The sequence below is a fragment of the Nocardia barduliensis genome, assembly GCF_013315795.1.
Taxonomy (GTDB): domain Bacteria; phylum Actinomycetota; class Actinomycetes; order Mycobacteriales; family Mycobacteriaceae; genus Nocardia; species Nocardia barduliensis.
This window is the reverse complement of sequence record NZ_JABLTE010000104.1, coordinates 1-26,315: the sequence shown is the minus strand read 5'-3', so window position 1 is coordinate 26,315 and position 26,315 is coordinate 1. Positions and strand designations below refer to the sequence as shown.

Genomic DNA, 26,315 nt, shown 5'->3' with positions numbered 1-26,315 from the left:
CCCGCAGGAATCCCGGTGGCCGGCGATCCTCACCTGGCGCGCCCACGACGCGACGCGGATGGAGTCGGTGCGGGTGCAGCTCAACGGCAACCGCATCCGCGCCGCCGGGCGCATGATCGGCGGCGCGAGCGCGGAGCACCCGGCGTTCAGCGCGTCCTACGACCTGGTCACCGACGAGAACGGCGCGACAAAGCGGCTCTCGCTGCGGACCACGACGGCCGCCGGTGAACGGCATGCCTCGATCGCCCGCGACGAGGAGAACTACTGGCTCGTCGACGCGGGCGGCAACCATGTGCGCTCCACCTTCGCCGGCGCCCTCGACGTGGACGTGGTGCTCAGCCCGTTCTTCAACACCCTGCCCATCCGCCGCTACGACCTGCAGCACGCCGTCGAGGACGTCCAGGTCCCGGTGGTCTACGTCCGCCTGCCCGACCTGCTGGTCCAGGAGGCCACGCTGATCTACAGCAGCGCCGCCGACGGCATCAGTGTGCTGTCGCCGGTCTCCAGCGCCACGGTCACGGTGGACGCCGACGGCTTCCTCCTGGACTACCCGGGCCTGGCCGAACGGATCTGACGCGGTGCCACTCGCAACGGCGTCACGAGGCGTGCCGCTGTTGCGTCGAGCTGTCGCGCGGAGGGCCGGATCGTCGCGTCCACGCCCTCGGTGATCTTCAGGTCTCGGTGGGACCCGTGTGGCGCGCACTGCCGGACCGGCTGGGCCACGGCTGCCCGCGACGGCGGACCTGCGATGACGTCGAGTTCGGTGGGCGCCCCGGGTTGAGCGGGCGCCCTGAATTGGGCGGGCGCCGCGAGTTGGGAAGGCGCCGCGAGTTGGGAAGACGCCGCGAGTTGGACGGGCGCACTGAGTTGGGCGGGCGCCGCGAGTTCAGCCCAGCCGGGTGATAACGCCGCCGCGCGCACCGGCGGCGCGCAAGTTTTCCAGCCAATCGCGGTCGCCCGGCCGGACATCCGTGATCTCCCAGCGCCGCGCGGATTCGTAGCGTCGGCGCGCATCGTGCCCGGCCTCGGTCAGATCCGCGAGGGACCGCTCGGCGCGCAGACTGTCGCGAGCCGCGCCCAGGACGGTGAGTGTTTCGTCCAGGACTTCCAGTAGCGCGGCGGAATTCGGCTCGCAGATCGCGCGCACCAGGTCGGGCGCCGTGCCCGCCACCCGGGTGCCGTCCCGGAACGACCCGGCGGCGAGACCGAGCGCGAGGTCACCCCCTGCGGCCCCCGCCAGGGCCAGTGCTTCCGCCAGCACATGCGGGAGATGGGAGATGCGCGCGACGGCCCGATCGTGCTCCCCGGCCACCACCGGTACCACCACCGAGCCGCAGTCCAGCGCGAGCCGCACCACGCGGGTCCACGGGCTGACCCGGGTGCCTTCGTCCACGCCCACCGCCCACACCGCATCGCGGAACAGCGCGGGATCGGTGGCGGTCCAGCCGGATTCGGACGTGCCCGCCATCGGATGACCGCCGACGTACCGGTCGCCGAGGCCGTGATCGCGCACGGCCGCCGCGACCGGTTCTTTCACGCTCACCACATCGGTGAGCGCGCACTCCGGTGCGTAGGTCGCGATCGCGGAGAGCATATGGTCCACCGCGGGCATCGGCACCGCGACGACGATCAGCGCGTCGGTTTCCGCGGCGCGGCGCAGTGCGGCGGGTAGGTCTTCGGTGACGTCGAATCCGTCGGCGCGAGCGGCCTGCGCCCCCGCCGCGGACCGGTTGTACCCCCAGGCCGCATAGCCCGCGGCGATGGCCGCGCGCAATAGCGACCCACCGATCAAACCGGTGCCCAGGACGCATACGGGTGCTTTCTCCGCCGAAGTCACCGGAACAGATTGGCATACGACTTCAACATTTCAGCTCGAGCAGACTACCGTTGCGGCCATGGCAGCACAGCGCTCGGGCACGAACAGGGCGGCGTCGGACGATTACGACGACGTGGAAGGGTTCGCAGTGGCGGTTGTCCGCGAAGAAGGCAAATGGCGGTGCAGTCCGCTGAGCCGGGACGCGCTCACCGATCTGTCCGCCGCGGAAAACGAACTGAAGGCTTTGCGCAGTTCCGGAGCGGTGTTCGGATTGCTCGACATCGACGACGAGTTCTTCATCGTGCTCCGGCCCGCGCCGAGCGGGACCCGGATGCTGGTGTCGGACGCCACGGCAGCGATCGATTACGACATCGCCGCCGACGTCCTGGAAGCCCTGAACGTGGAAATCCCCGACATCGACCCGGACGAACTGGACGACGTCGAGCCGTGGGAGGAGGGCGACCTCGGCGTGCTCGCCGACCTCGGCCTGCCCGAACCGGTGCTGAGCGTCATCCTCGCCGAGACCGACCTCTACCCGGACGAGCAGCTCGGCATGATCGCCCAGCGTCTCGGCTTCGCCAACGAACTCTCCGCGGTGCTGGACAAGCTACCGCGCTGACGTGGCTGTCCTGCCGAACGCCCCGCTCCCCTCGGACGCCGACATGGTGCGCGTCGCCCTCGACGCAGCGGCGGCCGCCGGGGAGCGTGACGTGCCGGTCGGCGCGGTCGTATTCGACTCCGCGGGTAGGGAAATCGCCCGCGCCGCGAACGCGCGCGAGGCACTCGGCGATCCGACCGCGCACGCGGAGATCCTGGCGCTGCGCCGTGCCGCCGCGGTGCACGGCGACGGGTGGCGGCTGGAGGGCGCGACCTTGGCCGTCACGCTGGAGCCGTGCACGATGTGCGCGGGCGCGCTGGTGCTCGCGCGGGTCGGCCGCCTGGTCTTCGGGGCGTGGGAGCCGAAGACCGGCGCCGTCGGGTCGCTGTGGGACGTGGTCCGCGACCGTCGGCTCAATCACCGCCCCCAGGTCCGCGGCGGGGTGCTCGAGGCCGAATGCGCCGCCTTGCTCGACACGTTCTTCCGTACCCAGCGCTGAGGTCGTGTCCGAGGGTCTCCTGGCGATTTAGTGATCCGGCGAGGGTCCGGTATGGTTGTCGGCGGTGGCGTGTCCGAGCGGCCTAAGGAGCACGCCTCGAAAGCGTGTGAGGGGTAACCCCCCTCCGAGGGTTCAAATCCCTCCGCCACCGCTCTAGCCCTTCACCTGTTAGCCCAGGTGAAGGGCTTTTTCTTTGCTCGAAGCCAGCGAAATCTCCCTGGTCCCCGTTCGGCACCGAAAGGTGCAAGCGAATCGGTGCACGGTCCGCCCACACGGTAGAGAGAGCAACCCCCGGTCCGCGGCGGTGCGGGAGGCGCCGGACCACGCGCCGCAGTTCAGCGGGGCAGTGTGGACAGCCGAGAGCGCAGCCGGACAATTGAGCGTGGGGGACGGTGAATCGGCTGCACCACATCCGACGCCGTGCGCTATCGACCGAAGGAGAGATCCGGTGACCGAGCCCGACCATCACTACTGGATGAACCGCGCCATCGAACTCGCGCGGTTGTGCCCGGTGGTCGAGGGAGCGTTCTCGGTGGGCGCGGTGATCGTCGTCGACGGTGCGGAGATCGCGGCGGGGTACTCGCGGGAGTCCGATCCCAAGGAACATGCCGAGGAAGCCGCGCTCGGCAAGCTCGACGCCGACGATCCGCGGCTGGGGCGGGCCACGCTCTACAGCACGCTGGAGCCCTGTTCGGAGCGCGGGACGAAGAACCGGCTACCGTGCACCGACCGGGTGCTGCGGGCCGGAATCCCGGTTGTGGTGATCGCGTGGCGCGAGCCGTCCACGTTCGTCGTGAATTGCGTCGGTGTGGAGAAGCTTCGGCAGGCGGGGGTGACGGTGCTCGAGCTTCCCGAGTTGGCCGAGGCGGCGATGTCGATGAACCGGCACCTCGATCTGTCCTGATTCAGTCGTAGTCCCAGTACTGCAACCATCGCACCGACGCGAACAGCAGCAGCGTCAGCGCGTAGAACACGACGACCACCGCTGCCCCGACGACGCTTATCCGCCGACCAGCGCCGTCGATCGGATCGAGCCACCGGCGGAACCAGCGCGCCACCGCTGGCGAGAGGAAATAGCTCATCAAGCCCACGCTGACGATCTGGCTCAGCCACAGTGCCAGCCACGGTTGCGCGCCCATCCGGTCCAGCACCGGGCCGAAGAAACGCGACAGCACCATCACCGTCGGATACAGCACCAGCAGCACCAACATGGCGGTCTTCCAGGTCGGCGTCATCCTGGTCTCGCCGCCGACCGTTCGCACCGTGGAACCGAACGGCGTGGTGTGCGCGTCCACGGTGAAGTCCTCGGTGAGCTTCGACCGCAGTTCCGGCAGGGCGGCGGCGCGTTCGTCCGAGCTCATCCAGTCGGCCAATTGCCGTCCCGTGCGGAATCGGAGCACCGAGAACCAGCGCCCGCCCTGGGATGGAAACAACGCGGCGCCTTCGAATCCCGGGAACCGCGAACTCGCCGCGACCAGGTGCGCCTCCGTGGCGGTGAATTCGGCTTCCTTGTGGTGCGCGACGTGATGCCGGAATACGCCGATACCGGGCGGTGGGAGTTCGCCTTCGACGATGATCAGATCGGAACTCTTGCGGCGGAAGCCGAGCGATTCGCCCGCGGACAACGCTTCCGCGCGTTCGGCCGAGTCCAGGAATTCGTGCAGCAATGCCTCGGATCGAAAGGTGACGCTGAATCCCGGCTCGAGGAGTAGATCCTCGGTCACCGCCACCGAGGAATGCGCGAATCCTTCTTTGCCGCGCGCTATTTCGGTGATACGTGCCAACCAGGTGCGGAAAGCCGCGTCGTCCGCCGGGCGGTGAAACACCGTGACGGCGGTGGCGGTGGCGTTCATCGACGCGTCAGCGGACGTCGATGCGACGACCCTGCACGTACACCTCGGTGATCGCGGGTTCGCGAATACCCATCAGCAGCGCGAACAGCGTCTGATCCCGGGCCAGCGCGGAGTCTTCGGATCGAATGGCCTGTGCCAGCGTGCTTTCCAGGGCCGGAACGCGCGCCGGTTCGACTACGAGGAAATCGGCTTCCTTGCCGACATCGAAATTACCGAACCGATTCTCCATGTCCAAGGCGCGCGCACCGGCCAGCGTTCCGGTGAACAGCATTTCCGCCGGGTGCAGGGAGACGCCGTGCTCGCCCGGCTCGGAGATGTGCACCTTGAACGCGGCCGATAGCACCTGCGGAATCAGCCATTCGTCGCCGCCGCCGTAATCGGTGCCCGCGGCCACCGTGACGCCCGCGGCCAGAGTTCGCTGCCACGGCATGGTGCCGGACCCCAGGAACTGCTGCGAGACCGGGCAGTGCGCGACCGACGTGCCGGTTTCGGCCATTCTCCGCAGTTCGGCGTCCTGGCAGTGCACGCAGTGCGCGAGGATGCTGCGCCTGCCGAGCAGGCTCTTGCCGCCCATGGCCGATCCGGGCAGGAACTTGCCGTCGTAGGTGTCCAGATAGGTGGCTACGCCGTACGCCTGCTTGGTGGCGTCGACCTCGCCGGTGCCCGGACGATTGTTCTCGTTCAGGTGACTGTGGAAATAGACTCCGCGTTCGCGCACCGAATCGTAGAGATCACCGAGTTCTCGCAAGGTCCGGCGGGTCACCGCAAGGGAAAAGCGCGGGACGATCGCCACGTGCAACAGCGCAGTATCCGCGTCACCGGTGTCGGCGGCATGCCAGGTGTCGATCTCTTCGCTCGTCAGGCGGATGGCGTCGTCCTCGCTGGTGATCAGGGGCGCTGCCGAACGCTCTCCCGCCGTCTGGATACCGCGCCCGCTGACCATCCGCAGACCACGCCGCCGGGTTTCGGTGAACAGCGCGTCTTGCGCGACCGGAAAGGCCGAGCCGAAGACCATCGCCGCCGTGGTGCCCGCTGCGACGCGTCGCGCACAGAATTCGGCGGCCGCCAGTCGCGCGAATTCCGGGTCGGCGTAACGTGATTCCGCGGGGTAGATGCACAATTCCAGCCATTCCAGCAGTTGGCCGCCGCCGTAGGCGTCCCCGGCGAAGGTCTGCGGGAAATGGACATGTGTGTCCACGAAACCGGGCAGCAGGAATCCCGGACGATGATCGAACACTTCTTCGGCGCGGTACTCGGCCGGGATATCGGATCCGGCCCCGCAGTATGCGACGCGGCCGTCGTCGCCGATTATCAGAGCGCCGTCCGGTACCTCGACCAACGCCTCGGCCGCATCGCGGGCGGCAGGACTTCCGGCGATGTGGAATATGTGCCCCAAGTGGACTTGGCTCACCATTCGAGGAGAACACAGATCCACCCGGTAAGCGAGTGGATAGATCGAAATGGAATCAGACGCCGCGCGAGAACAATCTGACCGGCGGCGGCATGCGGTATCCGGCGAGTTTGATGAACCGAGCCCCCACGCTGCGCTGTCTGTCCTCCAGCGGGCCCGCTCCGACGGTGTTCATCATCCGGTTGATCACGTTGAAGCAGGTGCCCACCCAGACCGCCTCGTCGAACGCCTCCCGGGAGACGCCCGCCAGCCGGACCAGCGCGGCGTCCTCGGGCGTGAATCCGTCCGGATCGCGCGCCATTTTCGCGAGGAACCCCAACATGACCCGCGCTTCGGGACGCAGCGGGGAGTCCGCGCCGTCGGCCAGGGCGCGAGTCACCACGTCGGCGTCGACATACGCGCCCGCGATCGCCTCGTGCGAGGTGGCGCAGAACGGGCACTCGTTGGCCTGGGAGGTGTGCGTCGCGAAGATCTCGCGTTCGGCCACGGTCCAGTACGACGGTCCGCGCATGGCGTCCTGGATCAGCTCCGACAGCGGCGAGCCGAAGAACCGATGCCGGTAGAACAGCACTTTGAGCACGGCGGGGACCTCGACGCCGCTGAAGCGCCGCATGGTCCACAACACGAACTTGGTCGGCCGGTCATGCCCGGATCTGACTGCTTCGAGCCACATCTCAGTGCCCCTCCCAGGCCAGTCGCGCGGCGCGCAGGCGCCGGTCCGCCGCGCCGTAGGCGGCCAGCGCGGTCGCCTCGAAGATCTCGTCGTCGGTGTGCCCGGCCGCCCGCAGCGCCGCGATCCGCGCCTCGGTGACCTGGTAGGACCGGTCGGCCACCAGCTCGGCGAAGGCGGCGAGTTCGGGCGGGACGTCGCCGTCCGAGCCTGCCGTCCCGGCGGCTCCGGCGCGCAGGACCCGGCGGACCGCACTCGACAGCCGTCCCGGCGCGGATTCGAGGTGCTCGCCGAACCGCTGCCATTTCTCATCCATCGAGCCGCCCATGGGCCCATTCTGGCCGAGCCGCGCCGCTTTCGCCGAGGATCGCGGACGCGCAGCGGAGATCGCTACCGGCCAAGGTTCTTGCGCAGCACAACCGTGCGGCGCTCCAAGTCGACGCCGACCAGCGGCGGCGCGCCCTGATCCTGCTCGTCCCGCAGCATGGACACCGATTCGCGGTGATCCAGCTCCATGCGCTTGGTCGAGTAGAACAGCGCGGTGAACTCGTCGGTGAACGTGCCGGAGATCGGGGTGCGGCGGCGTCCGCGGCGCTTGTTCACGGTCAGCTCGTAGACCGCCACCAGCACGAGCAGGATCACCCAGCCGGGGATCGACCACTGCAACACCGAAGCCATGACTCGACGCTAGCAGCGGATTCGAAAATGCTCCGTTTCGCCGCGGGTAACCCGTGTGATCGGGGGTATACGTCCGATACGGAAAGTGCGGGAAGGACGCGATGCCAGATGCGCCGTCGGACAATCCGCGCGGGAACGATGCGCGAGAGAAACATGAGAATCGGAAGTGTAATCGTCTTGATCTGGTTGCTGATCGGCGTGGTCGCCGCGGCACAACGTAACTATTTCGACAGCGGACCGGTCAACTGCGCCGGTTTCGGCACCATCGTGGTCACGGTGATCTCGGGCCCGCTCAACTACATGGGCGTGAACCCGAAGATCGAGGATTGCAATGTCCCGCAACCGAGCCCGTAACTAGAGGCGGGTGACGACGGACGGCCGGGTATGTGCGCCACCCGGCCGTCCGTTTTCGTGCGCCTGGACGAGCCGCTGATCCGACCGGGCGACCGAATGGTTCGGTCTGTCCGGTCCAGTTGGATAACCGCGGGGAAGCCGGGTATCTCCCGCGCACGGGGGAGCACGGAAGGAACCGAGGCGATGCGTGATTACGAATCTCGTGCGCGTGCCAGGCGCGGCCCTGGCGCCGGCTCTCGGCTGTTCGGGTTCCTGCTGATGGCCTGGCTGGCGATCGGATTGCTCGCGGCCGGCCAACGGCACTATTTCGACAGCGGCCCCCCGATCAACTGCGCCGGGTGGGGCACGATCGGTCTCACCGCCATCGCGGGCCCGCTCAACTACGTGGGCGTGAATCCGCGGGTGGGAACCTGCGACATCCCGCAACCGAGCCCGTGAAAGCACTCGGCCCCGCATCCGGGTTCCGGATGCGGGGCCGAGCCACTGTCCGCGGATCAGCTGACGCCGACCGGCTCCTTGGTCAGCTTGACCGGATGCTGCTGCAGCTCACGCAGCTTCGCGCCCTCGACGTCGATGTCGGGCAGGATGCGGTCGAGCCACTTCGGCATCCACCACGCCCACTTGCCCATCAGCACCAGCAGCGACGGGATCAGCAGCATCCGGACCACGAACGCGTCCAGCAGCACGCCGACCGCCAGCGCGAAGCCCATGGACTTGGCCGTCACGTCGGTCTCCATCAGGAAGGAGCCGAACACCGAGATCATGATGATCGCCGCCGCGGTCACGACGCGGGCGCCGTGGTGGTAACCGGCGACCACCGCCTCCGTCGGCGACTTGCCGTGCACGAACTCCTCACGCATCCGGGTCACCAGGAACACCTGGTAGTCCATCGCCAGACCGAACACCAGGCCGATCAGCATGATCGGCAGGAAGCTGACCAGCGGATGCGGATCCTCGATCAGGCCGAGCGCGCCCTCCTGGAAGATCAGCACGGTCGCGCCGAAGGTCGCGGCCATCGACAGCAGGAACCCGAGCGCCGCGGTGAGCGGCACCAGGATCGACCGGAACACCAGGATCAGCAGGACGAACGCGGCGCCTGCCACGATCGCCAGGTACGGCACGATCTTGCTGAGCAGCACGTGGTCGATGTCGGCGTAGATCGCCGTGGTGCCGGTGACGCCGTACTGGATGCCGTACTCGGCCTGCAGCGCGCCTTCGGCCTCCCGAGCGTCCTGCACCAAGTCCTTGGTGGCCTGGTTGTTCGGTCCCGACTTCGGCACACCGTCCAGTAGCGCGCCCTGCTTGTCCTCGCTCCACTGCGGCGCGGTCACGTAGTCCATGCCCGGGTAGGACGCGAGCTTGGTGCGCAGAGCCTCGACCGCCGCGTCCCGGTTCTCGGCGGGGACGCCGGTCAGATCGACGGCCACGTTCAGCAAGCCGTTGCTGCCTTCGCCGAAGCCCTCGGTGCGCAGCTCGTAGGCTTTGCGGACCGTAGAGGTCTTCGGCATGCTGTCCTCGCCGGGCAGGCCGAGATTCAGACCGGCCGCGGGGGCGGCCAGCGCGCCGAGCACCACGACGCTCAGCACGAGAGCGGCCCACGGCGCCTTGCCGATCAGCTTGCCGAAGCGCATGCCGTTGGTGACCGAGTTGTCGTCCTCGGGGTCGTGCTTGGCCACCAAGGGAAGCTTCGGCTTGAACAGGAAACGGCCGAAAGCACCGAGTAGCGCCGGCATCAGGGTGATCGCGGTGAGCACCGCGAACGCCGCGGCGATCGCGCCACCCAGCCCCATGAAGGTCATGAACTTCACGCCGACGACGCTCAGGCCCGCCAGGGCGATGATCACCGTCAGGCCGGCGAACACCACCGCGGAGCCCGCCGTGCCGAGCGCGCTGCCCGCGGCTTCTTCGGGCGAATCCTGCACCACCAGTTCGTGCTTGTACCTGGACACGATGAACAGCGCGTAGTCGATGGACAACGCGATGCCGATCATCGAGGCGAGGAACGTGGTGAAGCTGGGCACCTCCATCACCGAGGTGCCGACCATGATCAGCGAGGTGGCCGCGCCGAGGCCGACGATCGCGGTGACGATCGGCACGAACGCGGCGATGAGCGCACCGAACGCGACGATCATCACGACCAGCGCGACGGCCATGCCGATCATCTCGGACTTGCCGCTGGGGCCTTCCTGCTTCTGCGCGATCGAGCCGCTCATCTCGACCGTGAGTCCGGCGTTGCGCGCGTCGGCGGCGACGTCGTATGCCGCCGCGCGATGCTCGTCGGTCACGTCGGAGAACGTCTTGATCGTGAACGGGACATTGATCACCGCCACGGTCTCCGGGGCGGTCTTGCTGAGCACGTTCAGCGGGGCGCCGCTGCACTGGGCCGGGTCGGGGTTGGCCAAGCATCCCATCTGCTCGGCCGCTTCGATCGGATCGACGATCGGCTTGCTGTGGTCGACGATGTCGAGCTGGCCCAGTTTGGCGATGAACGCGTCGAGAGCCGCACGGTTGGCCGGGTCCGTCAGCTTCTGACCCTCGGGCGAGCGCGCGACGTAGGTGCCGGTGACCGCGTCGAATTTGAACGCGGCGGACGCGCCGGGGAAGTGCTTGTCGAGGATTTCGTTGGCGCGTTCGGAGGGCAGGTTCGGCAAGCTGAAGTCGTTCGTCATCGGCTTGCTGAGCTGCGCGCCCAAGCCACCTAGGAGCACGAACAAGACGAGCCAGACGGGAAGCACTATCCACTTCCGGCGGAAGGCGAACTTCCCCCATCTGTACAGATAAACGGACACGTGTGGTTACTCCTAGCGATGACTGGGATCGTGCTGGTTCTGCGTGTAGACAGCACTCGCGGGGGTGCCCTGCCTGCCCTCCGCCTCCACTGACGCTTTCTGCCTACCGTGCGGTAGGTAGACTACCCAGGAGCTAAGCGGAGGTACAACCTCTATTCTGCAGGCTACGTTCGCTCGATGCGAAGGTGATGAGAGGATCATCGAATGGCTGTGCGTGACGCACCCGGCACTGTCTCCGCAGGTGGAGGCACTAAAATCGCGATTCGGGACGCCGCGGTGAAGCTTTTCGGGGCGAAAGGATTCGAGCAGACCAGCCTGCGCGAGGTCGCGGATGCGGTAGGAATCACAAAGGCGTCGCTCTACTATCACTACGCGTCGAAGCTCGATCTGCTATTGGCGATCATCGACCCGATCGTCGATCACATGCGTTCGGTCGTGGTCGACCTCGACCAGGTGCCGCACGACGCCGAGAGCATCCGCCAAGTGTTGCGAAGGTATCTGCGCGGCCTGATCCATCACCGCGACGCCGGAGCGCTGGTCGTGCGCGACACCGTGGCGATCGTCAACATCATGGCCGACCGCTACCCGGATCTGAGGAACGCCAGCCATACGTTGCGCGAGTGGCTGGCCGGTCCGGATCCCACCGAGGAGGCGCGGTTGCGAGCCTGCGCCGCGCTCGAGGTGATCGGTGTGGCGCTGGTGTCCAAGGAACTCGTGCCTGGCGCGGACGATGCGCTGGTGGAATCGTCACTGCTGAACGCCGCGACCTGCGTGCTGGCAGGCGGCGGCGCGTAGATTCGACTCATCCCACATCGACGCCAGGAGTCACCGCTGTGCACATCACCGCGAAGGTCGATTACGCGGTGCGGACGCTGCTCGAAATCGCCGGTGCGGCGCGGCTGGACCAGTCCGTGGCCGGGCTCGGCGCACCCCTCGTGCGCGCCGCCCCCGTCGTGAAGGCCGAAGCGATCGCCACCGCCCAGCGGATCCCGCCCAAAGTGCTCGAGTCCGTACTGGGCGAACTGCGCCGGGCCGACCTGCTGATCAGCAGGCGCGGCCCGGACGGCGGCTACTGGCTGGCCAGGCCCGCCGCCGAGATATCCATCGCCGACGTGATCCGCGCGATCGAGGGACCACTCGCCTCGGTGCGCGGCGCGCGCCCGGAAGACGTCCGCTATTCCGGCGCGGCCGAGCCGTTGCAGCGGGTGTGGATCGCGCTGCGCGTCAATATTCGTGCGGTGCTGGAGAACGTCACCATCGCCGACATCGCCGGCGACCAGCTGCCCGGCTTCGTCGACGCGCTCACCGAGGACCCCGGCGCCTGGGCGCGCCGCTAGCTCCGCGCACCCCGACGGGAGGGCATTCATGCAGGTCAGGAAACCCCACGACGTGTCACGCCGACAGCCGGTAGCCTGCGATCCATCATGCTGACCAGACTGCTCCGCACGCATCTCCAGCCGTACCGCGCCCAATTGGCGGGGGTCGTTGTGCTTCAGCTGATTTCCGTCATCGCGATGCTGTATCTGCCGAGCCTGAACGCCGATCTGATCGACAACGGCGTCACCAAAGGTGATCTCGGCTACATCTGGACCACCGGTTTGTGGATGCTCGCGGTCACGGGCGTGCAGATCGTCGCCTCGGCCGCCTCGGTCTATCTCGGCGCTCAGGCGGCCATGGGCGCGGGGCGGGATCTGCGCGGCGCGCTGCTGCACCGCGTGGGCACGTTCTCCGCGCGCGAAGTGGGGATGTTCGGCGCGCCCTCGCTGATCACCCGCAATACCAACGACATTCAGCAGGTCCAGCTGCTCATCGTGATGTCGGCGACCATCCTGGTGATGGCGCCGATCATGTGCGTCGGCGGGATCATCATGGCGTTGCGCGAGGATCTCGGCCTGTCCTGGCTGCTGCTGATCGCGGTGCCCGCGCTGGGGCTGTCCATGGGTGTGCTGATCTCCAGGATGGTGCCCGGCTTTCGCGATATGCAGGCCAGGATCGATGAGGTGAATCGGGTGCTGCGCGAGCAGATCACCGGTATCCGCGTGGTCCGGGCTTTCGTGCGGGAACGGCAGGAGACCTGGCGATTCGGCCTGGCCAACACCGAACTCACCGACACCGCGCTGCGCGTCGGGCGGTTGATGGCGCTGATGTTCCCGACGGTGATGCTGATCAGCAATGTCACCGCGGTCGCGGTGATCTGGTTCGGCGGGCGCGCGATCGACGCCGGGCACATGCAGATCGGTTCGCTCACCGCGCTGCTGTCCTACATCATGCAGATCCTCATGGCCGTGATGATGGCCTCGTTCCTGGCCATGATGGCGCCGCGCGCCGCGGTGTCCGCCGACCGGATCGGCGAGGTGCTCGACACCGAATCCTCGGTCCACCCGCCACGTCTGCCGCAGCCGTTCACCGACGACCCGGCTGTGGTCGACGTCCAGTTCGCCGAATTCGCCTTCCCCGGTGCGGAGAAGCCGGTGCTGAAGGCCATCCGGTTCCGAGCCCGCCCCGGCACCACCACCGCGATAGTCGGCTCCACCGGCGCGGGCAAGACCACGCTGATCAACCTCATCCCACGGCTGATGGACGTCACCGACGGCGCGGTCTACCTCGGCGGTACGGACGTCCGCCACATCGACCTGGAGGTGCTGCGCGCGCAGATCGGGCTCGTCCCGCAGAAGGCGTACCTCTTCTCCGGCACCATCGCGAGCAATCTGCGCTACGGCGACCCGCAGGCCACCGACGAGGAACTCTGGCGTGCGCTGGAGATCGCGCAGGCCGCCGACTTCGTCCGCGACATGCCGCAGGGTTTGCAGACCCCCGTCGCCCAGGGCGGCACCACCGTGTCCGGCGGTCAGCGTCAGCGGCTGGCCATCGCGCGTGCGCTGGTGAAGCGGCCGCGGGTATACCTGTTCGACGACTCGTTCTCCGCGCTCGATGTCGCCACCGACGCCAGACTGCGCGAGGCGCTGAAGCCGGAGACCGCCGACGCGTCGGTCATCATCGTCGCGCAGCGCATCGCCACCATCCGGGACGCGGATCAGATCGTGGTACTCGAAGACGGTGCGATGGCGGGTATCGGCACCCACGAACAGCTCATGCGCGACTGCGCGGAGTACCGGGAGATCGTCGAGTCGCAGCTGAGTGCCGAGGAGGCGCGATGAACAACGCCCGCGCGGGCCGAGAGCGGACGTCCCCCGGTGAGCAGGAGGCGCGATGAGACCCGGAATGCTCAGCCCCGGCGCGCCGGACAGCAAAGCGAAATCGTTCGGTCCGTCCCTCGAGCGGCTGTTGCGCAGGCTCGCGCCGGAGCGGTTCTATGTCGGGCTGATCGTCGCGCTCGTCATCGTCTCGGTGGTGCTGAACACCCTCGGCCCGTACATCCTCGGTAAGGCGACCAACCTGGTCTTCGACGGCGTGGTCGGCAAACAGCTACCGCCCGGGGTGACCAAGGACCAAGCGATCGAAGCGCTGCGGGCCGAAGGCGACGACACCTTCGCCGACATGCTCGGCACCATGGACGTGGTGCCCGGTGTCGGAGTGGATTTCGGCGCGGTGGGCCGGGTCCTCGCTCTGGTGCTCGTGCTGTACATCGGCGCCGCCGTCTTCGGATGGTTGCAGGGGTACCTGCTCAACATCGTGATCAACCGGACGGTGAAGCGGCTGCGCAGCGACGTCGAGGACAAACTCCATCGGCTTCCGCTGCGCTACTTCGACACCGCGCCGCGCGGCGACGTGCTCAGCCGCGTGACCAACGACGTGGACAACGTCTCGCAGAGCCTGCAGCAGACCATGAGCCAGCTGCTCATCTCGGTGTTCTCGGTGCTCGGCATCCTGGCCATGATGTTCTGGATCTCCTGGGTGCTCGCGGTGATCGCGCTGCTCACCGTGCCCGCCGCCATCGTGGTCACCGCGCAGATCGCGAAACGGTCCAAGCCGCACTTCGTCGACCAGTGGAAATACACCGGCCTGGTCAACGCCCAGGTCGAAGAGGCCTACACCGGGCACGAGGTGGTCACCGCGTTCGGCCGCAACCGCGAGGTCGGCGAAGAATTCGACCAGCGCAACGAGCAGCTCTACCAGGCCAGCTTCAAAGCGCAGTTCATCTCGGGCTTGATCATGCCGGCGGTCATGTTCCTCGGGAACGTGAACTTCGTGCTGGTCGCGCTGGTCGGCGGCCTCAAAGTCGCCACGGGCAGCCTCTCGCTCGGGGAGGTGCAGGCGTTCATCCAGTACTCCCGCCAGTTCAGTCAGCCGCTGACCCAACTCGGCGCGATGGCCAACCTGCTGCAGTCCGGTGTGGCCTCGGCCGAGCGGATCTTCGAAATCCTCGACGCCGAGGAGCAGAGCCCCGACCCGGTGATGGCCGACGCGCGCCCGGTAGACCGCGGCCGGGTGGAGTTCGAGGCCGTCTCGTTCCGCTACGAACCCGACAAGCCGGTGATCGAGCGACTCTCCCTGGTGGCCGAACCCGGACACGTGGTCGCCATCGTCGGCCCGACCGGCGCGGGCAAGACCACCCTGGTGAACCTGCTCATGCGGTTCTACGAACTCGACGCGGGCACGATCACCGTCGACGGCGTCGACATCACCGAGATCACCCGCGATCATCTGCGCTCACGCATCGGCATGGTCCTGCAGGACACCTGGCTGTTCCGCGGCACCATCCGGGAGAACATCGCCTACGGCAACCCGAACGCGAGCGAGAAGGACATCCTCGCCGCGGCGCGCGCCGCCTACGTCGACCGGTTCGTGCACGCGCTCCCCGACGGCTACGACACGATCATCGACGAAGAGGGCTCCGGCGTCAGCGCGGGCGAGAAGCAGCTGATCACCATCGCGCGCGCCTTCCTCGCCCAGCCATCCATCCTCATCCTGGACGAGGCGACCAGCTCGGTGGACACCCGCACCGAACTGCTGGTGCAGCACGCCACCGCCGCACTGCGCCGCGACCGGACCAGCTTCGTCATCGCCCACCGCCTGTCCACCATCCGCGACGCCGACCTGATCGTCGTCATGGAAGCGGGCCGGATCGTGGAACACGGCTCGCACGAACGCCTGCTCGCGGAACGCGGGGCGTACTACCGCTTGTACAACGCCCAGTTCGCTGGGGTTGTGTAGTTTGGCCGCGCGGGCGCGGCGGGTTCGCGGCCCCTTTGTGGCTCGCGTTTGCGCGGCCGCCGCTTGCTCCTTCGTCGCGTGCGCGGCGGCCGCGCAAACGCGAGCCGGGCCGCGAACGGCGGATGCTCGGTCTCGCTGCGCTCGAAAACGGGGGTTGAGGTGCGCCGGGCGCGTCGGTGTTCGACCGTCTGGATGAAGTGGGGGTGGCTTGGGGCGGCTGATCGTCGGGGTCGATCGGTGTTCGTGGTGTGGGGCGGTCGCTCGGGCGTGAGCCGGGCCGCGGATGGCGGATGCTCGGTCTCGCTTCGCTCGGGATCGGTTCGCGGAGGTGGCGTCGGTCGGTGAGTGGTGGCCTGGTGCGTTCTGCGTCCGGCGGACTGCGAGGATAGCGGGGTGTCCGGTCCCGAATCCTTCTCCTTCACCGTCGGTGCGCGCCTGGACGGGCGGCACGGCCGTTCCGGGGTGATCGCCACGCCGCACGGGTCGATCGCCACGCCCGCCTTCGTTCCGGTGGGCACCAAGGCGACGGTCAAGGCGGTGCTGCCGGAAACCATGCGGGAACTGGGCGCCCAGGCGCTGCTGGCCAACGCCTACCACCTCTACCTGCAGCCGGGCGCCGACATCGTGGACGAGGCAGGCGGGCTCGGCGCGTTCATGAACTGGCCGGGGCCCACCTTCACCGACAGCGGCGGATTCCAGGTGATGTCGCTGGGCGTGGGCTTCAAGAAGGTGCTGGCGATGGAAGCGGTCGACGTCCGCAGCGACGAGGTGATCGCACCCGGCAAAGAACGGCTGGCCACCGTGGACGACGACGGGGTCACCTTCCGCTCCCATCTCGACGGCTCCTCGCATCGGTTCACCCCCGAGGTGTCCATGGGCATCCAGCACCAGCTCGGCGCCGACATCATGTTCGCGTTCGACGAACTCACCACACTGCTCAACACCCGCGCCTACCAGGAACGATCCGTGCAGCGCACGCACGAGTGGGCGCAGCGCTGCATCGACGAGCACGAGCGGCTGACCGCCGCCCGCACCCACCGTCCGTACCAGGCGCTGTTCGCCGTGGTCCAAGGCGCGCAGTACGAGGATCTGCGCCGCAAAGCATGTCGCGGGCTCGAATCGATTCGCGGAAGCGCGGGAACCGAATTCGACGGTTACGGCATCGGCGGCGCGCTGGAGAAGCACAATCTGGGCGCCATCGTCGGTTGGTGCTGCGACGAGCTGCCCGAGGACAAACCGCGGCACATGCTGGGCATCAGCGAACCGGAGGACGTCTTCACCGCCATCGAGAACGGCGCGGACACCTTCGACTGCGTGAACCCCTCCCGGGTCGCCCGCAACGCCGCCATCTACTCCGACACCGGCCGGTTCAACATCAACACCAGCCGCTTCCGGCGCGACTTCACCCCGATCGACGAGAACTGCGACTGCTATACCTGCGCCAACTACACGCGCGCCTACATCCATCACCTGTTCAAGGCGAAGGAGATGCTCGCGGCCACGTTGTGCACCATCCACAACGAGCGATTCACCATCCGCTTGGTCGACCGCATCCGGCACAGCATCGAGGGCGGATATTTCGACGAGCACAAGGCGGAGACCCTGGGCCGCTGGGGTGGGGTTTGATTTGCTGTGTTGGTTTTCCAGCGCCTGCGGCGCTGGGTGTTCGCGGCCCCTTTGTGGCTCGCGTCCGAGCGGCCGCCGCTTGCTCCTTCGTCGCTTGCGCGGCGGCCGCTCGGACGCGAGCCGGGCCGCGAACGCGGATGCTCGGTCTCGCTTCGCTCGAAAGACGTGGTTGGGGTGCGCTGGGCGCGTCGGCATTCGAGCGCAGGGTATTGTGCACGCGATCCGGGTGCTGCCCGGGGCTTCGTCAGGTGCGTAGTGGATCGACTTCGGTTGGCGCGTAGGTGGGTTCGCGCTTCTTCAGGAATGCGATCACCCGGTAGGTGATCGGGAGCACGATTACCTCGCAGAGGGTTTTCCAGAGGAAGCCGACGATTACGAAATTGAGGAACTGCTGCCAGGTATCGATGCCGATGGCGCCGGCGGCGATCGAGCAGAAGATCAGCGTGTCGGCGAACTCGCCGACGATGGTCGACCCGATCAGCCTGGCCCACAGGTACTTTTCCTTCGTCCGCTCTTTGATCAGCACCAGCGTCGCGGAATTGAGCAGCTGGCCGACGAAGTATCCGGCCAGGCCCGCGGCGACCAGGCGCGGCGTCGTCCCGAGGACGGTGCGGAACGCCTCCTGGTTCTCGTAGAAGCTCGCGGCGGGTAGCCGGACCGCGACGGCGAAGCACACGACCGTCAGCAGCAGGGCGGCGAAGCCGTAGTAGATGGCGCGCCGGGTGGCGCGGAAGCCGTACACCTCGCTCAACACGTCACCGAGGATGTAGGCCAGCGGGAAGAGGAAGAAGGCGCCGTCGGTGGCGATCGGCAGGATTTGCAGCGGTCCCAGCGACAGCGACCGATCGCCGAGGAACTCCACCCCCTTGGTGGCGCAGATGTTGGAAATGATCAGGGTCGCAGTGAACAGGGCCACGATCGGTGCGTAATATCCCCGCGCCACCTGGGCAAATGCCGCATGGTCCGCGGGGCGCCCAGGCCCGTTGTGCTCTTGGGTGGTTTTCGACTCACTCACCCGCATCATCCAACCAGGTTGTGGAATACGCTGTAGCAATGACGAATCCCGGCGATTCCGACGAGTGGTGGAAGCAGTACGGCGGCCAAGGCGTGTCGCCGGAGTCCGGTGGGCAGGGTTCCGGTGGGCAGAGTTCGGTCCCGCAGTACCCGAGCCCTGAGCAGCAGCCGTCGGGTTACCCCTCGGCGCCGCAGTACCCGGTCCAGCCGCCCTCGCAGCCGATGACGCCGCCTCCGCAGCCGCAGTACCCGTCCTACCAGCAGCCCGCGCAGCCGTACCCCCAGCCGGGCTACGGCTACCAGACTCCCTACCAGCCGTATGGAGTCCCGGCGCAGGGCACCAACGGCATGGCGATCGGTGCGCTGATCTCGTCGCTGGTCGGGTTCGTCACCTGTGGCATCGGCTCGATCGTCGGGATCATTCTCGGCGTGGTCGCGCTGAACCAGGTCAAGCAGAGCGGCCAGGAAGGGCGCGGCATGGCGCTGGCCGGTATCTGGATCGGCGTCGGTGCGATCGTGATCGGCATCCTGTGGTTCGTCGTCGTGATCATCGCGGGCGCGAGCAGCGCGTAGCGCCGGGAGCTGGGAACGCGGCAGGGGCGCACCCGATTCGGGTGCGCCCCTGCGCGTTCGATGCCGCCGTGGCGGATCAGGCCTTGACGACCTGGGTGCCGCCGGCGAACTTGTCGTGCCAGCCCTGCTTGTTCGGGTCCTGCGAGATGGTGATCATGATGTAGATCGCCAGGCCGAGCGCGACGAGGCTGCCGACGCACGGGATGATGTTCGCCGCGATGAACACGTTGCGCTTCAGCGACGTGACCGGGTCGATCTTGGCGGCGCCGCCCGGGGCGAGCACCTTCAGGCCGAGGATCTTCTTGCCCAGCGTGGTGCCCTGCGAGGTCTCCATGCCGACGAAGTAACCGAGCTGGACCAGGGTCCACACCAGGCCGAGACCGATGGTCAGACCCACCGAGTTGTTGACCAGGGTGTACAGGATGATGTACGGGATGTACAGGATGATCGCGTCGATCACACGGGCGCCGATGCGGGTGCCGAGGTCGCCCGGCTGGCCGCCGTAGTTGTTGAACCCGGGCTGCTGCGGGTACTGACCGTAGGGGTCTTGCCCGTGCTGGGGCTGCTGGCCGTACTGCGGCTGCTGCCCGCCGTACTGGGGAGGCTGCTGCCCGTACTGCGGCTGCTGGCCGTACTGGGGCTGCTGCCCGTACTGGTCGCCGCCCTGGGGGTACGGCTGCCCGTACGGCTGCCCGCCCTGCGGATACTGGTTGGGGTCGTACCCACCGCTTGTCATAGTTGTTTGTCCTCGTCGATTGATCAGTAGTTGGACGATGCGTACGTTACGGACATGGGCTGCTTCGCAACAACCCATGAACGTCGAGTATCCACGGTTCGCGGGGTAGCCGCCGAGTGTCGAAACGCGCGAGTAGCTCGGACGACGATGTCGCGGCGTAGCCGAGTGAAGCGGCCAGTGCCGAGACTACTTCCTCCGGCGTGTTGCCGAGCGCCAAGCGTTCGCGGAGTGTCACGGCCCCATCCCGTTTCGCCAGGCGCCGCCCTTCGGTGTTGAGGACGAGCGGCACGTGGGCATAGCGCGGCACCGGCAGGTCGAGCAGTGTCGCGAGATAGGCCTGGCGTGGGGTGGACGGCAGCAGGTCGTCGCCACGCACCACTTGGTCGACGCCCTGCGCCGCGTCGTCCACCACGACGGCGAGGTTGTAGGCCGGGATGCCGTCGCCGCGCCGCAGCACCACGTCATCGACCGGGCCGCGGTACCGGCCGTGCAGGTCGTCGTGCACTTCGAACTCGGTGGCCGTGGCGCGCAGCCGCAGCGCGGCCGGACGGCCCTCGGCGCGCAACCGCGCACGCGCGGTTGCGCCGAGCGTGCGGCAGGTGCCGGGGTAGGCGCCCATCGGGCCGTGCGGTGCCGTCGAGGCTTCCTGGATTTCCCTTCGGGTGCAATAACATTCGTAGGTGAGCCCGGCGGCCACGAGGCGCTCGACCGCCACCTCGTACTGCGGCAGCCGATCGGACTGGCGCAGCACGGGTTCGTCCCAGTCCACGCCGATCGCGGCCAGGTCGTCCAGCTGCCGCTGCTCCGCGCCGGGACGCACCCGGTCCAGGTCATCGATCCGGAGCAGGAAGCGGCGGCCGGTGGAGCGAGCGAACGCCCAGGCCAGCAGCGCCGTGCGGAGATTGCCCAGATGCAGGTCCCCGGACGGGCTCGGCGCGTACCGGCCCGCACCCGGCTCAGCCATGGGATCGGCGGGTAGACGATGTGGTGCGCACTCCGGCCATGGTAGAAGCGACGCGATCAACCGCGCAGTCGCGGCCGCAGGTCGGCCTCCGCCGGTTGCGCGCCGGCTTCCAGCATCGCGAGCAGTGATTCGGCGTGCGCGACCAGTCCGGCGAGGTCGATACCGTAGGGCGCTTGCCCGCCTTCCGGACGGTATGCCGTCAACCGCGACGCCGCGCGGCCGAGCAGTGTACGCGCCCCCTTGGGATTGCCCCGCTGTATGTGGGTTAGTCCGACAGCGAACTGTGCAAGCGCCTGCCACAGCATCCTCTCGGCGAACGGTCCGTTCTTCCATGCGGCCTCTAAAACCTCGTGCGCGTTGAATGCGAGTCCGTCGTCCAGCAGTTGCTGGGCGAAGGTCAAGGTTTGCTGGGGTGGAAGCTCGAGATCGTCCGGAATTCGGTCGACTCCGGTGCTGCCGGGAGGCAGTGGACGTCCGAGACGGTCGCGTGGACGGGCATTACGGGCGCGACCTGCGTCGTCGCGATCGCGTTCGACCATAGGTTCCATCATGCACGGCCGCTGCGCCCGCGTCGACGCGGGCTGCGGGCAGATGTGAATTGTCGGCTGATAACAGAGCAATCACATCCGTTAAAAACATTGTGGTACGCCAGTGCGGGGAATGAATGTGGTGAGCTGGCAATGCTCCCGCAACTCCCATGCTTCGCAAACGTGTGTGGTTGCGATGATTGAATAGGCAAGAGCCGGGCAAACTTTCGAAGGACCTGCTAGTGTTACCGCCGCGGGGACAGGCCCCGCGCGAGGTTAATTTCCTCTCGAACTCGATGTGCGATATCGACGCACCGGGAAAGTGCGCTCCGGCACGGGGTGCACCGCGGGATTCGGCTTTCCAGTCGGGTACCGATGCTAGCTGGAACGATGTCAGGAGAAATCTCGCTCTCGACGCAGCAAAGGAGCTAGTGCCGTGGAGGTTGATTGGACGGGCGCTGTGTGGCGCAAGAGCACATACAGCGGTCCGGATGGGAACTGCGTGGAAGTCGCTTTTCTCGTCGACGGCAATGTCGCGGTTCGTGACACCAAGGACAGTGGACGCGGCCCGATCTTGGCGTTCGCGCCGGGCGAATGGGACGCATTCCTAGAGGGGGTCTCGGGGGGAGAGATCCGGCGCGGCTGAACCGCTCCGGAGTCGCCTGAACAAGGCAAAGCGGGCCCCGGGTCGTATGGACTCGGGGCCTTCGCGGGTTTTCGGACGGGTGTGCGCGGCGCCGGATTCTCAGTGCCCGGAGCCGTTTCCGTGGCCGTTCGCCCGATCCTGGATCTTGCGCAGCACGGCGAGTTGCCTGCGTTCCTCTTCGTGCTCGGTCTCGAAGTGCTTCGCGCTCTCCTCGCGCGGGTCGGCGCGCAGGAAGCTGCCGGTGCCCGGCTTGCCCGCCGCGCCCAGTTTGCTCATCTTCTTCGGGACGGGTGCGCCCTGGTACTCCAGCGGAATCGGGTGACCGTGCGCGTCCAGCGGGCCGAGCGGCTGGTGCACCTCGATGTACTCGCCGTGCGGCAGGCGCTTGACCACGCCGGTCTCCACCCCGTGTTCGAGCACCGCGCGGTCGCTGCGCTGCAAGCCGAGGCAGACGCGATAGGCCAGGAAGTAGGCGAACGGAGGCGCGAGCAGGATACCGATGCGGCCCACCCAGGTGGTCGCGTTCAGTGAGATGTCGAACTTGTAGGCGATGATGTCGTTGACGCACGACAGCGTGAGCACCACGTAGAACGTGATGGCCATGGCGCCGATCGCCGTGCGAACGGGCACGTCGCGGGGGCGTTGCAGCAGGTTGTGGTGCGCGCCTCGGTCGCCGGTGAGCCGCTTCTCGATCCACGGGTAGGCGATCAGCACCGCGAAGACCAGGCCCATCATCAGCGCGACCCAGAACACCGCTGGCACGGTGTAGCGGCCCAGATACAGCTCCCAGGGCGGCATCAACCGGGCCATGCCGTCGGTCCACATCATGTAGAAGTCCGGCTGCGAACCCGCCGACACCTGCGACGGGTTGTACGGACCCAGGTTCCAGATCGGGTTGATCTGGAACAGGCCGCCCATGATGCCCACGACGCCGAGGGTGAAGGCGAAGAACGCGCCCTGGTCGGCGGCGAACACCGGCACGATCCGCGCGCCCACCACGTTGTTCTCCGTGCGGCCCGGTCCGGGGAACTGGGTGTGCTTCTGGTACCAGACCAGTGCGATGTGGACGGCGATCAGCGCCAGGATGATGCCGGGGAACAGCAGCACGTGCGCGATGTAGAGGCGCGGGATGATGATGTCGCCGGGGAAGTCGCCGTCGAAGATCAGCCAGTGCATCCAGGTGCCCACGATCGGGATGGAGATCGTGATGCCCGAGAACGCGGCCCGCAGGCCGGTGCCGGAGAGCAGGTCGTCGGGCAGGGAGTAGCCGAAGAAGCCCTCGAACATCGCCAGGATCAGCAGCAGTGAGCCGATCACCCAGTTCGCCTCGCGAGGTTTGCGGAACGCGCCGGTGAAGAAGATCCGGAACAGGTGGACGATGATCGAGACGGCGAACAGCAACGCCGCCCAGTGGTGCACCTGCCGCACGAACAGACCACCGCGCACCTCGAACGTGATGTTCAGGGCGGTCTCGTAGGCCCGTGACATGGTGACGCCGCGCAGCGGCTGGTAGGAGCCGTTGTAGACGACCTCGCTCATGGACGGGTCGAAGAAGAGGGTCAGGTAGACGCCCGACAGCAGCAGGATGATGAAGCTGTAGAGCGCGATCTCGCCCAGCAGGAACGACCAGTGGGTCGGGAAGACCTTGTTGATCGACCGCTTCATGAACGCCGCGGCGCTGTACCGCTCGTCCGCCTCATCGGCTTGCTTAGCGAATGTGCGAGATAGATCTATAGCCATGGCCGACACCCCGCCCTGGGTGAGAGTGGAATCCGTTCCTACTACAGACGGTAGCAGAGCTGCGAGGCGGAATCGATGGTGTTTTCCGGCCGAATTGTGGAACAAGATCATTCACATCGTCCCGGCCCGTCGGGACCGTTCGGATCCGAGTCGATATCGTTTTACTCGTGAGCGCGATGGCACCGCAGGACGCGACGATGTATTGGCTGTCCAAGCGCACGCGCAACGACCTTTTTCTGCTGTATTGCTTCGCCGACCGCGGACGGCCGACCGAACAACTACGGGCCACGGTCGCCGAACGGAGCGCGCGGATCGCCGACCTTTGCGTGCGGCTGCGCGAACTACCCGCCGACATCGACTACCCGGTCTGGACACGGTGTGAATTCGATGCCGAGCAATTCGTGGAACACGAACTGGCCGAAGGTACTTGGTCACATCTGCTGGAGGTGCTCGGCAATCTGCTCGGCACCGGCGTCGATGCCGCCGTGCACGCGTGGCGGCTGCACGTGTTCCGCGCGGTCGCCGACGCGCCGGGCATGGCAGGAGAGCCCGCGCTGGTGGTGGTGCTCCAGATGTCCCACGCGCTGGCCGACGGGCGGCGGGCCTCGGCGATCGCGCGCGCGTTGTTCAGCGGGCCGGAGAATGCCGTGAGCCGCAGCCGCACGGAAGCGGTGGTGTCCGAAGGTTGCCGTGCCGGGGCCGACAGCGAAATCGTTGCCGCAGAACGGGAGTCGACCGCCGATGCAGCCGGGCGCCTGCCCATGCCTTGGCTCCACGCGCTGCTCGATGGAGGCGCAGAGGCGGCCCGTGTGCGGAGGATCGGTGACGTCGTATCGGCCGGGGCGTCGTCCGCCGGAGTGCTGATCGATTCGGCTCTGGGACTGTTGCGCATGCCGGTTCGGCTGTCCGCCACCATGGTTCGGGGCTATCAGGCGTTCCAGGCGCAGCAGCGGTTGTCGCGATTGACCGAGGCGGGCGAACTACCGCCACCCGGGCCGGAGTTCTCGCCGAGTTCGCTGAATCGGTCCGCAGCCGAGGGAATCCGGCGGAACGAAGTCCGGATGCTCGTGTTTCCTGCCGAAGATCTGCGGGTGCCCGGTCGCACCGTCACCGTGGTCGTCCTGACCGCGGTGTCGCTGGCGCTGGCCCGCTACCTGGCCGATCGCGGCGAGCCGCCGGAGCGCCTCGGCGCGCAGGTGCCGATGGCGCTGCCCGAGTCCACCGCTTCGCGCAACAGTTACCGCAACCTCGGCGTCGACCTGTTCGTCGACGAACCGGACCTGCGCCTGCGCGCCGACAAGATCGCCGCGGCGCTCGCCGACCGCCGCGTTCGCGCGCGGCACCCGCTGCTGTCGGCACAGGACCGGGTCACCGCGACCGTCCCGGCCCCCATGCTGCGCCGGGATGTGGACCGGTTTCCGCTCGACGCCGTGCCCGGCTCGATCGCGGGCCACACCGTCGTCTCGAGTGTCGACCGGGGGCCGGCCGATTTCTCCTTCGGCGGCGGCGACGTGCGCTTCTCGGCCGGCTTCCCGGCCCTCGGCGCGGTCATGCATCTCACCCATGGAGTGCACGGTCTCGGCGCCACGGTGACCATCTCCCTGCACGCCGACCCCGCGGTGCTGCCGGACATCGACGCCTACGCCGCACACCTGCGTGCCGCGCTGCTCGAAGCGCACCTCACCCAGCCGGACTCCGCGGCGCCCCCGGTGTGACGTTCATCATCCGCTGGTCAAGACCGGGCGAGGGCGGGCTGCGGCGTGGACTGGTGAACTTCGGCGGAGATCTTGATCTCCAGTTCGAGCCGGGTGGCGTTGATGACCGAGCGTTCTTCCTCGACGGTGTTCTCGATCGCCCGCGACCACAGCGCCTGGATCTCCGCGATCTCCTCGGCGGTGGCCTCGCCGTCGAGTTCGATCCTGCGGCGCTGCGAGCTGATGTTCAGCGCCGCGGTGAGCGTCCGCATCAGGTCCTCGCAGCGATTGGGGATCTTGCGGTGCGCCACGACGCGCAGGCTGCTGATGAAGCCGCGTGACCCGGTGATGACCTGCCGGATCTCCTCGTCGACCTGATCCAGTTCGTCGGCTTCCCAGCGATCGCAGCGCAACAACTGCTGGCGCACGTCGCTGGAGATGGCCAGCACGGAGGAGACCGCGGTCAGCACCGACTCCCGCCGCCACTTGTCGTGCTCCCGTCGCTCGGCCGCCGCGTTGGTCGCTTCCACACTGCGCTGCGCCGCGTCCAAGGTGACCCGGTTCCGCTCGTCCGCGGCGGTGAGCGCCGCGCGGTTCGTGCGGTTGTTGACCAGCACGCCGACCAATGCCGCAATGGCAACGATGAGAGAACCGAAGAGCGGAAGCCACTGAGTCACGGGGAAGATCATTGCATCGGAATCAGCAGCCGCACAGCCTAGATCGGGCAAACCTGCCGTCCGGGCCGCGAGGTGTGCTCGGGCGCGGCGGCTGGGCACGGCGCGGTCGGCGGGCATCGGGGCGGTACCGCATTCGACAGAAAAGGCCAGGTCGGACGCTATCAAGCATCCGACCTGGCCTTTCGTGGCGGAGGATAGGGGATTTGAACCCCTGAGGGCGTTAACCCAACCCGCGTTCCAGGCGAGCGCCATAGGCCACTAGGCGAATCCTCCGTGGAGCAGCATACCGGTAGCCCCCGGCCGGTCGCCAAATGGGCGGGTCGAAAGGGTGGAGG

27 protein-coding genes and 2 tRNA genes are annotated in these 26,315 nt (G+C 67.5%); 15 read left to right on the top strand and 14 right to left on the bottom strand.

Annotated elements, in window-relative coordinates; all coding sequences use genetic code 11:
- Nucleotides 1-574, top strand: a 574-nt coding sequence (locus HOV91_RS31410) for a putative glycolipid-binding domain-containing protein (RefSeq protein ID WP_246351215.1), incomplete at its 5' end; no start/stop codon positions are given.
- Nucleotides 575-886: 312 nt separating this feature from the next.
- Here the strand turns inward: HOV91_RS31410 and HOV91_RS31405 are convergent.
- Complete coding sequence (locus HOV91_RS31405) at nucleotides 887-1,837, bottom strand: prephenate dehydrogenase (protein ID WP_174188933.1); 951 nt, start codon at nucleotides 1,835-1,837, stop codon at nucleotides 887-889.
- Nucleotides 1,838-1,895: 58 nt separating this feature from the next.
- Here HOV91_RS31405 and HOV91_RS31400 point away from each other — a divergent pair, with 58 nt between their 5' ends.
- From HOV91_RS31400 to HOV91_RS31385, 4 genes are all read left to right on the top strand, one after another.
- Entirely contained in the window at nucleotides 1,896-2,435 is a 540-nt protein-coding gene (locus tag HOV91_RS31400; RefSeq protein WP_043718077.1) for a tRNA adenosine deaminase-associated protein, read from the top strand.
- Nucleotides 2,436-2,478: 43 nt separating this feature from the next.
- Nucleotides 2,479-2,913: a nucleoside deaminase gene (locus tag HOV91_RS31395; RefSeq protein ID WP_174188936.1), complete on the top strand. Its 435-nt coding sequence runs from the start codon at nucleotides 2,479-2,481 to the stop codon at nucleotides 2,911-2,913.
- A 63-nt stretch (nucleotides 2,914-2,976) separates the two neighbouring features.
- Nucleotides 2,977-3,064 (top strand) — tRNA-Ser (locus HOV91_RS31390).
- 297 nt (nucleotides 3,065-3,361) lie between these two features.
- Nucleotides 3,362-3,817 (top strand): deaminase, encoded by a 456-nt coding sequence (locus HOV91_RS31385; RefSeq protein ID WP_312884831.1) that lies wholly within the window; start codon nucleotides 3,362-3,364, stop codon nucleotides 3,815-3,817.
- Nucleotide 3,818: 1 nt separating this feature from the next.
- On the opposite strand, the gene HOV91_RS31380 is transcribed toward HOV91_RS31385, so the two are convergent.
- The 5 genes from HOV91_RS31380 to HOV91_RS31360 form a co-directional block, all read right to left on the bottom strand.
- Nucleotides 3,819-4,766, bottom strand: a complete 948-nt coding sequence (locus tag HOV91_RS31380) for a putative antibiotic biosynthesis monooxygenase (RefSeq protein WP_174188932.1) — start codon at nucleotides 4,764-4,766, stop codon at nucleotides 3,819-3,821.
- Between the two features lie 7 nt (nucleotides 4,767-4,773).
- Nucleotides 4,774-6,180: an amidohydrolase family protein gene (locus HOV91_RS31375; RefSeq protein WP_174188931.1), complete on the bottom strand. Its 1,407-nt coding sequence runs from the start codon at nucleotides 6,178-6,180 to the stop codon at nucleotides 4,774-4,776.
- A 52-nt stretch (nucleotides 6,181-6,232) separates the two neighbouring features.
- A complete protein-coding gene (locus HOV91_RS31370) occupies nucleotides 6,233-6,850 on the bottom strand; it encodes a carboxymuconolactone decarboxylase family protein (RefSeq protein WP_174188930.1) in 618 nt (205 codons plus the stop codon).
- A 1-nt stretch (nucleotide 6,851) separates the two neighbouring features.
- Entirely contained in the window at nucleotides 6,852-7,175 is a 324-nt protein-coding gene (locus HOV91_RS31365; protein ID WP_174188929.1) for a hypothetical protein, read from the bottom strand.
- A 62-nt stretch (nucleotides 7,176-7,237) separates the two neighbouring features.
- On the bottom strand, nucleotides 7,238-7,525 hold the full coding sequence (locus tag HOV91_RS31360) for a DUF6191 domain-containing protein (RefSeq protein WP_174188928.1): 288 nt from the start codon (nucleotides 7,523-7,525) through the stop codon (nucleotides 7,238-7,240).
- Nucleotides 7,526-7,678: 153 nt separating this feature from the next.
- Here HOV91_RS31360 and HOV91_RS31355 point away from each other — a divergent pair, with 153 nt between their 5' ends.
- A complete protein-coding gene (locus HOV91_RS31355) occupies nucleotides 7,679-7,879 on the top strand; it encodes a hypothetical protein (protein WP_174188927.1) in 201 nt (66 codons plus the stop codon).
- 183 nt (nucleotides 7,880-8,062) lie between these two features.
- Entirely contained in the window at nucleotides 8,063-8,317 is a 255-nt protein-coding gene (locus tag HOV91_RS31350; RefSeq protein ID WP_246351213.1) for a hypothetical protein, read from the top strand.
- Nucleotides 8,318-8,373: 56 nt separating this feature from the next.
- On the opposite strand, the gene HOV91_RS31345 is transcribed toward HOV91_RS31350, so the two are convergent.
- The gene (locus tag HOV91_RS31345; RefSeq protein WP_174188926.1) at nucleotides 8,374-10,668 is read right to left on the bottom strand and encodes an MMPL family transporter; all 2,295 of its coding nucleotides are present in this window, start codon (nucleotides 10,666-10,668) and stop codon (nucleotides 8,374-8,376) included.
- Nucleotides 10,669-10,872: 204 nt separating this feature from the next.
- Between HOV91_RS31345 and HOV91_RS31340 the strand changes: the two genes are divergently transcribed.
- The 5 genes from HOV91_RS31340 to tgt all read left to right on the top strand — a co-directional run bounded on the left by HOV91_RS31340 (nucleotide 10,873) and on the right by tgt (nucleotide 17,409).
- A complete protein-coding gene (locus HOV91_RS31340; protein WP_174188925.1) occupies nucleotides 10,873-11,463 on the top strand; it encodes a TetR/AcrR family transcriptional regulator in 591 nt (196 codons plus the stop codon).
- Nucleotides 11,464-11,501: 38 nt separating this feature from the next.
- Nucleotides 11,502-12,005: an RrF2 family transcriptional regulator gene (locus tag HOV91_RS31335; RefSeq protein WP_174188924.1), complete on the top strand. Its 504-nt coding sequence runs from the start codon at nucleotides 11,502-11,504 to the stop codon at nucleotides 12,003-12,005.
- 87 nt (nucleotides 12,006-12,092) lie between these two features.
- Complete coding sequence (locus HOV91_RS31330) at nucleotides 12,093-13,826, top strand: ABC transporter ATP-binding protein (protein ID WP_174188923.1); 1,734 nt, start codon at nucleotides 12,093-12,095, stop codon at nucleotides 13,824-13,826.
- Between the two features lie 52 nt (nucleotides 13,827-13,878).
- Complete coding sequence (locus HOV91_RS31325; RefSeq protein WP_174188922.1) at nucleotides 13,879-15,783, top strand: ABC transporter ATP-binding protein; 1,905 nt, start codon at nucleotides 13,879-13,881, stop codon at nucleotides 15,781-15,783.
- Nucleotides 15,784-16,176: 393 nt separating this feature from the next.
- Nucleotides 16,177-17,409: a tRNA guanosine(34) transglycosylase Tgt gene (gene tgt, locus HOV91_RS31320; protein ID WP_174188921.1), complete on the top strand. Its 1,233-nt coding sequence runs from the start codon at nucleotides 16,177-16,179 to the stop codon at nucleotides 17,407-17,409.
- Between the two features lie 244 nt (nucleotides 17,410-17,653).
- On the opposite strand, the gene HOV91_RS31315 is transcribed toward tgt, so the two are convergent.
- The gene (locus HOV91_RS31315) at nucleotides 17,654-18,433 is read right to left on the bottom strand and encodes a queuosine precursor transporter (RefSeq protein ID WP_174188920.1); all 780 of its coding nucleotides are present in this window, start codon (nucleotides 18,431-18,433) and stop codon (nucleotides 17,654-17,656) included.
- A 29-nt stretch (nucleotides 18,434-18,462) separates the two neighbouring features.
- Here HOV91_RS31315 and HOV91_RS31310 point away from each other — a divergent pair, with 29 nt between their 5' ends.
- On the top strand, nucleotides 18,463-18,996 hold the full coding sequence (locus HOV91_RS31310; RefSeq protein WP_174188919.1) for a DUF4190 domain-containing protein: 534 nt from the start codon (nucleotides 18,463-18,465) through the stop codon (nucleotides 18,994-18,996).
- Between the two features lie 76 nt (nucleotides 18,997-19,072).
- Here the strand turns inward: HOV91_RS31310 and HOV91_RS31305 are convergent, their stop codons facing one another.
- The 3 genes from HOV91_RS31305 to HOV91_RS31295 are packed head-to-tail and all read right to left on the bottom strand — an operon-like array spanning nucleotide 19,073 to nucleotide 21,235.
- A complete protein-coding gene (locus HOV91_RS31305; RefSeq protein ID WP_174188918.1) occupies nucleotides 19,073-19,732 on the bottom strand; it encodes an RDD family protein in 660 nt (219 codons plus the stop codon).
- 46 nt (nucleotides 19,733-19,778) lie between these two features.
- Nucleotides 19,779-20,696: a tRNA glutamyl-Q(34) synthetase GluQRS gene (gene gluQRS, locus HOV91_RS31300; RefSeq protein ID WP_174188917.1), complete on the bottom strand. Its 918-nt coding sequence runs from the start codon at nucleotides 20,694-20,696 to the stop codon at nucleotides 19,779-19,781.
- Nucleotides 20,697-20,752: 56 nt separating this feature from the next.
- Nucleotides 20,753-21,235 carry a DUF309 domain-containing protein gene (locus HOV91_RS31295; RefSeq protein WP_174188916.1) on the bottom strand — a complete coding sequence of 161 codons (483 nt, stop codon included), beginning with the start codon at nucleotides 21,233-21,235 and terminating at the stop codon, nucleotides 20,753-20,755.
- Nucleotides 21,236-21,659: 424 nt separating this feature from the next.
- Between HOV91_RS31295 and HOV91_RS31290 the strand changes: the two genes are divergently transcribed.
- On the top strand, nucleotides 21,660-21,869 hold the full coding sequence (locus tag HOV91_RS31290) for a DUF397 domain-containing protein (RefSeq protein WP_174188915.1): 210 nt from the start codon (nucleotides 21,660-21,662) through the stop codon (nucleotides 21,867-21,869).
- A 99-nt stretch (nucleotides 21,870-21,968) separates the two neighbouring features.
- Here the strand turns inward: HOV91_RS31290 and qcrB are convergent, their stop codons facing one another.
- Nucleotides 21,969-23,609, bottom strand: a complete 1,641-nt coding sequence (gene qcrB, locus HOV91_RS31285) for a cytochrome bc1 complex cytochrome b subunit (RefSeq protein ID WP_174188914.1) — start codon at nucleotides 23,607-23,609, stop codon at nucleotides 21,969-21,971.
- A gap of 167 nt (nucleotides 23,610-23,776) precedes the next feature.
- Between qcrB and HOV91_RS31280 the strand changes: the two genes are divergently transcribed.
- Nucleotides 23,777-25,324: a WS/DGAT/MGAT family O-acyltransferase gene (locus HOV91_RS31280; RefSeq protein ID WP_174188913.1), complete on the top strand. Its 1,548-nt coding sequence runs from the start codon at nucleotides 23,777-23,779 to the stop codon at nucleotides 25,322-25,324.
- Between the two features lie 17 nt (nucleotides 25,325-25,341).
- Here the strand turns inward: HOV91_RS31280 and HOV91_RS31275 are convergent, their stop codons facing one another.
- Nucleotides 25,342-25,980 carry a hypothetical protein gene (locus HOV91_RS31275; RefSeq protein WP_174188912.1) on the bottom strand — a complete coding sequence of 213 codons (639 nt, stop codon included), beginning with the start codon at nucleotides 25,978-25,980 and terminating at the stop codon, nucleotides 25,342-25,344.
- 185 nt (nucleotides 25,981-26,165) lie between these two features.
- Nucleotides 26,166-26,253, bottom strand: a tRNA-Ser gene (locus HOV91_RS31270).
- Nucleotides 26,254-26,315: the final 62 nt, after the last annotated feature.

Excerpts from the sequence above, each read along its gene's own strand:
- HOV91_RS31395 (WP_174188936.1), top strand. The coding sequence starts at position 2,479 with ATGGTGCGCGTCGCCCTCGACGCAGCGGCGGCCGCCGGGGAGCGTGAC.
- HOV91_RS31340 (WP_174188925.1), top strand. The coding sequence starts at position 10,873 with ATGGCTGTGCGTGACGCACCCGGCACTGTCTCCGCAGGTGGAGGCACT.
- HOV91_RS31360 (WP_174188928.1), bottom strand. The coding sequence starts at position 7,525 with ATGGCTTCGGTGTTGCAGTGGTCGATCCCCGGCTGGGTGATCCTGCTC.
- HOV91_RS31380 (WP_174188932.1), bottom strand. The coding sequence starts at position 4,766 with ATGAACGCCACCGCCACCGCCGTCACGGTGTTTCACCGCCCGGCGGAC.
- HOV91_RS31375 (WP_174188931.1), bottom strand. The coding sequence starts at position 6,180 with ATGGTGAGCCAAGTCCACTTGGGGCACATATTCCACATCGCCGGAAGT.
- HOV91_RS31350 (WP_246351213.1), top strand. The coding sequence starts at position 8,063 with ATGCGTGATTACGAATCTCGTGCGCGTGCCAGGCGCGGCCCTGGCGCC.
- HOV91_RS31315 (WP_174188920.1), bottom strand. The coding sequence starts at position 18,433 with ATGATGCGGGTGAGTGAGTCGAAAACCACCCAAGAGCACAACGGGCCT.
- gluQRS (WP_174188917.1), bottom strand. The coding sequence starts at position 20,696 with ATGGCTGAGCCGGGTGCGGGCCGGTACGCGCCGAGCCCGTCCGGGGAC.
- HOV91_RS31365 (WP_174188929.1), bottom strand. The coding sequence starts at position 7,175 with ATGGGCGGCTCGATGGATGAGAAATGGCAGCGGTTCGGCGAGCACCTC.
- qcrB (WP_174188914.1), bottom strand. The coding sequence starts at position 23,609 with ATGGCTATAGATCTATCTCGCACATTCGCTAAGCAAGCCGATGAGGCG.
- HOV91_RS31355 (WP_174188927.1), top strand. The coding sequence starts at position 7,679 with ATGAGAATCGGAAGTGTAATCGTCTTGATCTGGTTGCTGATCGGCGTG.
- HOV91_RS31305 (WP_174188918.1), bottom strand. The coding sequence starts at position 19,732 with ATGACAAGCGGTGGGTACGACCCCAACCAGTATCCGCAGGGCGGGCAG.
- HOV91_RS31400 (WP_043718077.1), top strand. The coding sequence starts at position 1,896 with ATGGCAGCACAGCGCTCGGGCACGAACAGGGCGGCGTCGGACGATTAC.
- HOV91_RS31325 (WP_174188922.1), top strand. The coding sequence starts at position 13,879 with ATGAGACCCGGAATGCTCAGCCCCGGCGCGCCGGACAGCAAAGCGAAA.
- HOV91_RS31370 (WP_174188930.1), bottom strand. The coding sequence starts at position 6,850 with ATGTGGCTCGAAGCAGTCAGATCCGGGCATGACCGGCCGACCAAGTTC.
- HOV91_RS31295 (WP_174188916.1), bottom strand. The coding sequence starts at position 21,235 with ATGGTCGAACGCGATCGCGACGACGCAGGTCGCGCCCGTAATGCCCGT.
- HOV91_RS31310 (WP_174188919.1), top strand. The coding sequence starts at position 18,463 with ATGACGAATCCCGGCGATTCCGACGAGTGGTGGAAGCAGTACGGCGGC.
- HOV91_RS31330 (WP_174188923.1), top strand. The coding sequence starts at position 12,093 with ATGCTGACCAGACTGCTCCGCACGCATCTCCAGCCGTACCGCGCCCAA.